General features: G+C 70.6%; 8 protein-coding genes. 6 read left to right on the plus strand and 2 right to left on the minus strand.

Features of this window, described 5'->3' with window-relative positions; all coding sequences use genetic code 11:
- From VF665_RS05140 to VF665_RS05160, 5 genes are all read left to right on the plus strand, one after another.
- A partial coding sequence (locus VF665_RS05140) for an SUMF1/EgtB/PvdO family nonheme iron enzyme (RefSeq protein ID WP_331052343.1) occupies window positions 1-463 on the plus strand: 463 nt, incomplete at its 5' end.
- A complete protein-coding gene (gene egtD / locus VF665_RS05145; protein WP_331052344.1) occupies window positions 456-1,427 on the plus strand; it encodes an L-histidine N(alpha)-methyltransferase in 972 nt (323 codons plus the stop codon). The genes VF665_RS05140 and egtD, both read left to right, overlap by 8 nt.
- Window positions 1,428-1,435: 8 nt before the next feature.
- Window positions 1,436-2,701: a glutamate-cysteine ligase family protein gene (locus VF665_RS05150; protein ID WP_331052345.1), complete on the plus strand. Its 1,266-nt coding sequence runs from the start codon at window positions 1,436-1,438 to the stop codon at window positions 2,699-2,701.
- A 140-nt stretch (window positions 2,702-2,841) separates the two neighbouring features.
- Window positions 2,842-3,231 carry a DUF4870 domain-containing protein gene (locus VF665_RS05155; RefSeq protein WP_331052346.1) on the plus strand — a complete coding sequence of 130 codons (390 nt, stop codon included), beginning with the start codon at window positions 2,842-2,844 and terminating at the stop codon, window positions 3,229-3,231.
- A gap of 161 nt (window positions 3,232-3,392) precedes the next feature.
- On the plus strand, window positions 3,393-4,724 hold the full coding sequence (locus VF665_RS05160; RefSeq protein ID WP_331052347.1) for an amidohydrolase family protein: 1,332 nt from the start codon (window positions 3,393-3,395) through the stop codon (window positions 4,722-4,724).
- A 120-nt stretch (window positions 4,725-4,844) separates the two neighbouring features.
- Here VF665_RS05160 and VF665_RS05165 read toward each other — a convergent pair whose 3' ends face one another.
- Together VF665_RS05165 and VF665_RS05170 are read right to left on the minus strand one after the other, a co-directional pair.
- On the minus strand, window positions 4,845-5,576 hold the full coding sequence (locus tag VF665_RS05165) for a CDP-alcohol phosphatidyltransferase family protein (RefSeq protein ID WP_331052350.1): 732 nt from the start codon (window positions 5,574-5,576) through the stop codon (window positions 4,845-4,847).
- Window positions 5,576-6,703 carry an endonuclease/exonuclease/phosphatase family protein gene (locus VF665_RS05170; RefSeq protein WP_331052348.1) on the minus strand — a complete coding sequence of 376 codons (1,128 nt, stop codon included), beginning with the start codon at window positions 6,701-6,703 and terminating at the stop codon, window positions 5,576-5,578. The genes VF665_RS05165 and VF665_RS05170 overlap by 1 nt, the downstream gene beginning before the upstream one ends.
- 330 nt (window positions 6,704-7,033) lie before the next feature.
- Between VF665_RS05170 and VF665_RS05175 the strand changes: the two genes are divergently transcribed.
- Window positions 7,034-7,218 (plus strand): hypothetical protein (locus tag VF665_RS05175; protein ID WP_331052349.1); only part of this gene is annotated, 185 nt, incomplete at its 3' end.

Genomic DNA, 7,218 nt, shown 5'->3' on the forward strand with positions numbered 1-7,218 from the left:
CGTCTGCTGGTACGAGGCGGAGGCGTACTGCACCTGGGCGGGCGGGCGCCTGCCCACGGAGCACGAGTGGGAGGCCGCCGCGTCGTGGGACCCCGCGACCGGCACCAAGCGCACCTATCCCTGGGGCGACGAGCCGCCGACGGCGCTGGACGCCAACCTGGACCAGCTCTCGTTCGAGACGGCGCGCATCGGCGCGTACCCCCGCAACGTGTCGCCCATCGGCGCGTACGGCATGATCGGCGACGTGTGGGAGTGGACGGCCAGCGACTTCACGCCGTGGCCGGGATACCAGACGTTTCCGTATCCCGAGTACAGCGAGCTGTTCTTTGGGCCGGACTACAAGGTGCTGCGCGGCGGATCGTGGGCCACGCGCCCGGGCGCCATCCGCAACACGTTCCGCAACTGGGACTACCCCATCCGCCGGCAGATCTTCAGCGGCTTCCGGGTGGCGCGCGATGGCTGAGGCGCGGACGCTCACCGCCCCGCGCGCGGCCCCGGACGCGCAGGCGGCCCGCGAGGTGGCGGACGGGCTGCGCCGCGCCCAGCCGGAGCTGCCGCCCAAGTTCTTTTACGACGAGGCCGGGTCGCGGCTGTTCGAAGAGATCACGCGCCTTCCGGAATACTACCTGACGCGCACCGAGAGGGCGCTGATGCAGCGGTGGATGCCGGCGTGGATCGGCCCGCTGGCGCCCGCGGCCATGGTGGAACTGGGCGCCGGGAGCGCGGAAAAGACGACGATCGTGCTGGACGCCATCGCCGCCGCGTCACCCCGCGCCGTGTACGTGCCCGTGGACGTGAGCGGCGATTTTCTGGATGAGACGGCCGTCCGCATCCGCGCGGCGTATCCGTCCCTCCAGGTGCAGCCCGTGGTGGCGGACTTCACGGAGGCGTTCGACCTTCCGGACGGGCTGGGCGGGCCGGTGCTGCACGCGTTCCTGGGCAGCACCATCGGCAACTTTGCGCCGGATGACGCCGTCCAGCTTCTGCGCCGCGTCCGCGCGCGCATGGCGCCGGGCGACCGCTTTCTGCTGGGCGTGGACCAGCGCAAGAACCCGGCGCGCATCGAGGCGGCGTACAACGATGCGGCGGGGGTGACGGCACAGTTCAACCTGAACATGCTGCGCGTGGTCAACACGTTGGCGGGCACGGACTTCAACGTCAGCCGATGGGAGCACCGCGCCTTTTACAACGGCGTGGAGCACCGCATCGAGATGCACCTGGTTTCCGTCATCGACCAGACGGTGACGGTGCCCGGCAGTGGCGAGTTCGCCTTTCGCGCGGGGCAGACGATCCGCACGGAGATCAGCGCCAAGCACGACCACGACAGCGTGGAGGCGATGTTTGCCGCGGCCGGCCTGCGGATAGACGAGTGGGTGACGGACAGGGACGGGCTGTACGCGCTCGTCCTGGCCAGCCCCGCGGACTGACGGGCGCCGTGCTTTCCCGCGAGACCCTGCGCAACGACCTGCGCGACCACGCGTTCGGGCTCGGCCGCGCGCGCGCGGAAGGCCCGCCGCGCATCGGGGCGGAGGTGGAGCTGATTCCGGTGGATGCGGACACCGGCGCGCAGGTGCCCATTCAGTCGTGCGGCGGAGTGGCGACGCTCCCCGTCGTCCGCCGGCACGCGGGGCGGAACGGATGGACGGAGGAGCCCAGCGACTACGGCGTGCCGCGCTGGACGCTGCCGGACGGCGGCATCGTGAGCTACGAGCCGGGCGGGCAGATTGAGATCAGCGCGGCCGTATTTCCGAGCGCGACGGCGCTGGTGGCCAGCCTGCGCGGCGCCGTGCTCCCGCTTTCCGCGTCGATGATGGACGCCGGCATCCGCCTGCTGAGCGTGGGCATCGAGCCGCGCGGCGGGATCGAGCACGTTCCGCTGCAGCTTCCCGGCACGCGCTACGTGCGAATGACGGAGTTCATGGAGGCGATCGGCACGGGGGGCACGCGGATGATGCGGCAGACCGCGGCCATGCAGGTGAGCCTGGACTTTGGCGCGGACCCGCTCGCGCGGTGGCGGGTGTGGAACGGGATGGCGCCGTACGTGACCGCCATCTTTGCCAACTCGCCCGTGTACCGCGGCCAGCCCACCGGCGACCGCAGCTTTCGCGCGCGCGTGTGGCGCGAACTGGACGGCGGGCGGACGGGATGCTTTCCCTGCGCCGATCCAGTGGAGGAGTACCTGGACTTTGCCCTCGCCGCGCCCGTGATCCTGGGGCCGGCCGCGGCCGCGCCCCCCGCCTCGTTCGCGGAGTGGAACCGGCGTGGCTGCACCTCGCTGGGCGACTGGCGGCTGCACCTCACGACGCTCTTTCCCGAGGTTCGTCCCAAGGGCTACGCCGAGGTGCGTTCGGCGGATGCCGTCGATCCAAAGTGGTACGCGGCGCCGCTCGTCCTTCTGGCCGGCATCGGCTACCACGCGCCCAGCCTGCGCGCCGCCGCGGAGCTGCTGGCGGATCCCGCGGACGGGCTGCTGCACGCGGCGGGGCGCGACGGCCTCTCCCATCCCGCCATCTCCGCGACGGCGAACGCGCTCGTGGACCTGGCGCTCGCCGGCACCGCGGCGCTCCCGGACTTCTTTTCGTCGACCGACATCGACGAAGCCGGCGAGTTCTTTGGCCGCTACACGCGCCGCGGCCGCAGCCCCGCGGACGACACGCTGGACGCCCTCGCACCCGCCCCCCCGCTGGCGCCCGTTCCGTAGCCCCGCGCGAACGCTCGCGTACCCGCTAGGTAAACTTACCCGTAGGACGGGGGGACGGAGCACGCTATCATGGTTGCACGACGATTCCGGGCCGCAGACGGCGGCTCGTTCGCACTCGCGCAATCCATCCGGAGCGAACCATGTCCAATTCCATCCAGCACTCGTCCGGCAACGTCTCCGCCGCCATCGCCGCCGCGGTGCCGCCCATCACTGGCGCGACCTACCTTTTCGCGATCAAGGACCAGAACCCGCTGGTGCGCTTTCACGCGGCGCAGAACCTCGTGTTCGGCGCGGCGAGCATCGGGCTCAACATCGTGCTGTCCATCGTGTTCGGCGTGCTGACGCGCATTCCGGCGCTGGGCCTGCTCTTTGGGCTGATCTCCATCCCCGTGTATCTGGCGATCGCGGTGGCGAGCTTCGGCATCTGGGTCTACACGCTGATGAAGGCGTACAACGGGCAGGAGTGGGAGATTCCGATCATCGGTGCGCAGGCGCGCAAGCTGCTCGTGCAGCCCGCGCTCCACGTCTGAGCCGCCACCGCGCGGACAGGCTGACGCACGCCACGGGGGCGGCCGGAACTCCGGCCGCCCCCTTCGTGCGTTCCCCCAGGCCGCGTGCGCTTCCGGGATTGCTGTGCGTCGCGGGGTTGATGATCGCGACGGCGTGCGCCCCTGCCTCCCGCGAGCCGGTGATGGCGATCGTGGACGTCACGCTGATCGACGGACAGAGTGACACAGTGGCGCCCCACCAGACGGTGATCGTGCGCGGAGGCCGGATCGAGGCGGTGGGGCCCGCGGGAGATGCGCGCATTCCCCGCGGCGCGCGCCGGGTGGACGGGCGCGGGCGGTGGCTGATTCCGGGTCTGTGGGACATGCACGTCCACGCCTTCGCCAACGGCTTCGCGGACTTCTCTGCCCCGCTCATGCTGGCGTGGGGCGTCACCGGGGCGCGCGACATGGGCTTCTACGTCGACAGTGCGCGCTTCTGGCGGGATGAGGTTGCCGCGGGGCGGGTGCAGGGGCCGCGCATGGTGATCGGGGGGCGGCTGGACGGGCCCGTGAACCGCGCGCCCTGGGTGGCCCGCGCCGCGGACGAGGCACAGGCCCGGCACGCGGTGGACAGCCTGGCGAACGCGGGCGCGGACTTCATCAAGGTCTACAGCAACCTGGGCCGGTCCGCGTACTTCGGCGCCGCGGATCAGGCGCGGCGCCGCGGAATCCCCTTCGCCGGCCACGTCCCCTACCCCGTCTCCATGCGCGAAGCCATCCGCGCCGGGCAGGCGAGCGTGGAACACCAAGACGACCTGATGCGCGCCTGCAGCGCGGACGACGATGCTCTGCGCTCCGAACTGGCCGGCGCGCGGGCGGACCGCTCGCCGCAGGCAGCGATGGCGACGGTGCGCGACCACGGCCGGCGGATGCGCGCCGGCTACGATGCCGCGCGCTGCAACGCGGTGCTGGCGGCAATGGCGCGGGCGGGCACCCGGCTTACGCCCACGCTGGTCGTGTACCAGCCCTATGTGGATCGGACGGACACCACCGTCACGCACCCCTCCGCCCTGGCCTGGGTGTCGCCCGGGCTGCGCCGCGCGTGGGACCGGAGGATGGGGCCCGCCACGCCGGACGACAGCGCCGTCGTGCGTGGCTACTTCAGCCTGCAGCGCACGGGCGAGGCACGGCGGATGGGCGTTCGGGTGATGGCGGGAACGGATGCGCCGCTGCCGTACGTCATCCCCGGGCTGGCGCTGCACGACGAACTGGCGCTGCTGGTTCGCTCCGGCTTTACGCCCATGCAGGCGCTGCGCGCCGCCACCTACGAGCCCGCCGCGTACCTGGGCGCGCTGGACACGCTGGGAACCCTGCGCCCAGGCCGCGTGGCCGACATGGTGCTGCTGGACGCCGATCCCCTTGCCGACATCCGCAACACGCGCCGGATCCACACCGTCATCGCGCGCGGCCGGGTGGTGGACCGCGCCGCGCTCCTGGCGCGCGTACGGCGGGGAGCGTCGGGGCCGGGCAGGTAGCGGGACCAAGCTCTGACAGAAACAGCGAGAGGTACAGAGGAACAGACAAAAGCCAGAGGTTCAGAGGGAGGCTCCTCTGTTACTCTGGCAGTTCTCTGTTCCACTGTACTCCAACGCTTTTCAAATCCCGGCGCGGCGCTTCAGGTAGAAGGACGCGAGGGTGTACAGGACGGGATACGCGAGCGAAACCCAGACCGCCCACTCCGGCACGTCGTACGGATAGCGCGGCAGGAACACAAGCAGCAGCACCAGCCAGAGCGCCGCGCCGGCCAGCAGCGGCGCCTTCCACGGGCGCGGCGCCAGGTTGGGGTAGATGAACCACACCGGCGACACGGTGAGCACCGCCAGGATCACGAACATCGCCGCGTTCCCCCACGGCGGCAGAAAGGCGGCGTAGAAGGCCGCGATGTTCCAGTAGCTGGGAAACCCGCGAAAGAACCCGCCCGCCTCGTCCTTGGCACCCTCATTTGCGAATCCGAACAGCGACGCCAGCAGCGCCGGCGCCAGCCACAGCCAGCCGGGCTCCGGCACCCATTCCATCCGCCACACCAGCAGCAGCGGCAGAAAGGTAAAGGTCAGAAAGTCGACGATGTCGTCGATGGTGCGGCCGTTGATGGTGGGCGCCGTGCGCTTGACTTCCCACATGCGCGCCAGCGGCCCGTCCGTGGCATCCACCAGCACCGCCAGCACCAGGAACAGAAACACGCGCCGCGGGTCCGGCCGCGGCGCGCAGATCTCCGACGCGGCCACAAAGGCCAGCACCACGCCCGACGCCGTGTACAGGTGCACGGCGTGGCCGCGCACCCGCTCGCCCCGGGTGACCGGCCGTTCGGTGGATGGCGCGGGACCCATCACTCCCGGCCGGGGCGGTCGTCGCCGGTGGCCGCGGCTTCCGCCTCCGCCTCCAGCTTTTCATCCGCCTCGATCTGGTCTTCCACGTCCGGCTCCGGCATCGCCTGCTTCGCCTCCGCGTCCGGCTCGTAGCTCAATTCCACCAGCATGGGAAAGTGGTCCGAGCCAATGCTGGGGCAGCGCCGCAGCTCCACCAGACGAAAGTGGCTGGAGTGGAACACGTGGTCCAGCGGGTAGCGCAGCAGCGGATTGTTGGCGTTGTAGCTGTTGAACATCCCCCGCCCGATGCGCGGGTCCAGCAGCTGCCCCAGCCGCACGAACAGCTCGCTGGTGGGCGACCACGCCACGTCGTTCAGATCGCCCGCCACCAGCGTGGGCACCTCGTCGGCCTCGCCAATGGCGCGGCCCACCATCACCAGCTCGGCGTCGCGCGGGGTGCTGTCCTGGTCGCGGATGGGCTCCGGCGGGCGCGGATGCAGCCCATGCAGAATGACCTGCACCCCGCCCGGAAGCTCGATGCCCGTGTGCACGGACGGAATGTCGTCCTGCACCAGGAACTCGATGCGCGGCTCGATCAGCGGCAGGCGGGAGAAGAGCATCATCCCGTAGTAGTTCTCCTGCGGCTGGCGCACCACGTAGGGATACGTCTCCGAAAGCGGCTCCAGCGCCTCCGCCCACCGCGCGTTGGTTTCCACCGCCATCACCACGTCGGGCGACGACTCTTCGACCAGCCGCAGCAGGCGCTCGTGCTGCGTGTTTTCCATCAGCACGTTGCTGATCAGCAGCCGCAGCGTGGGCTTGTCCTTGCGCGGGCGCTCGCGCGTGGGCTTTACCCGGCTGCGCTCCACCTGCACGGGCGCGAACGGCGTGTAGGGCAGGATCTTCCTGATCTGCCACGCGGCGGTGGCGGCGGTCATGGAGAGGAACGCCCAGTCCGACGGGCGCCCGCGGTGGTACCGGGCCGCGTACACCGCGCCCGCGGCGGCCGCCGCGGCGCCGATCTGAATGCGCGGAAAGTCCCACATGCGCACCGACCAGTGCGGAGAACCGCTGAAGCCGGCCAGCGTTCCCGCTCCGGCCAGCAATCCCACTCCGACTGTGACGTCCTTCCCGGCAGGCTTGGCCACGCGCGTGTTCCTGTGTGAGAGAGGTTGGTGGCTGCAGGTGGGATTATGCGTACCTCGTGCCAGAATACCTTGTGCAGAGCCTGTCTGCTGCCCCGGCGGCACGCCGTCCAGGAATTCTGGAGGGATGAGCAGCGCCCGCGCGGGCCGCTGACGGCCGTTTGGACGACGTATCCTGCGGTCCACCCGGGAGTTGGCGCGGTGCGGAGTGTGGCCCTCACCCGGCTCGCTAAAGCTCGCCACCCTCTCCCACGAACGGATGTGGGAGAGGGGCACACCCCAACGGCAGTTTCGGGCGGTTCGGAGAGCTTGGCGCGGCGACGTCCAGAGCGAATGAATTCGCCGCTGGAAAAGCACAAAGTCCGCCCGCGCGGACTGCGGCGGCCGCATCGGCGTGAGCAGCACGCGCCGGGCCGCCCGGCCGGGTCGGTTGAAGCCTCGATCGTGGGCGCGACAGCGGCCACGAGTCGGGGCTTGCGGCTGTTCGAGCGGCGGATTCATCCGCTCAGGACACTTTT

The sequence above is a fragment of the Longimicrobium sp. genome (genome assembly GCF_036387355.1).
In the GTDB taxonomy this organism is placed as follows: domain Bacteria; phylum Gemmatimonadota; class Gemmatimonadetes; order Longimicrobiales; family Longimicrobiaceae; genus Longimicrobium.

Bases quoted from the DNA above. Each gene is read 5' to 3' on its own strand.
- egtD (WP_331052344.1), top strand. From the start codon at position 456: ATGGCTGAGGCGCGGACGCTCACCGCCCCGCGCGCGGCCCCGGACGCG.
- VF665_RS05165 (WP_331052350.1), bottom strand. From the start codon at position 5,576: ATGGGTCCCGCGCCATCCACCGAACGGCCGGTCACCCGGGGCGAGCGG.
- VF665_RS05155 (WP_331052346.1), top strand. From the start codon at position 2,842: ATGTCCAATTCCATCCAGCACTCGTCCGGCAACGTCTCCGCCGCCATC.
- VF665_RS05160 (WP_331052347.1), top strand. From the start codon at position 3,393: ATGGCGATCGTGGACGTCACGCTGATCGACGGACAGAGTGACACAGTG.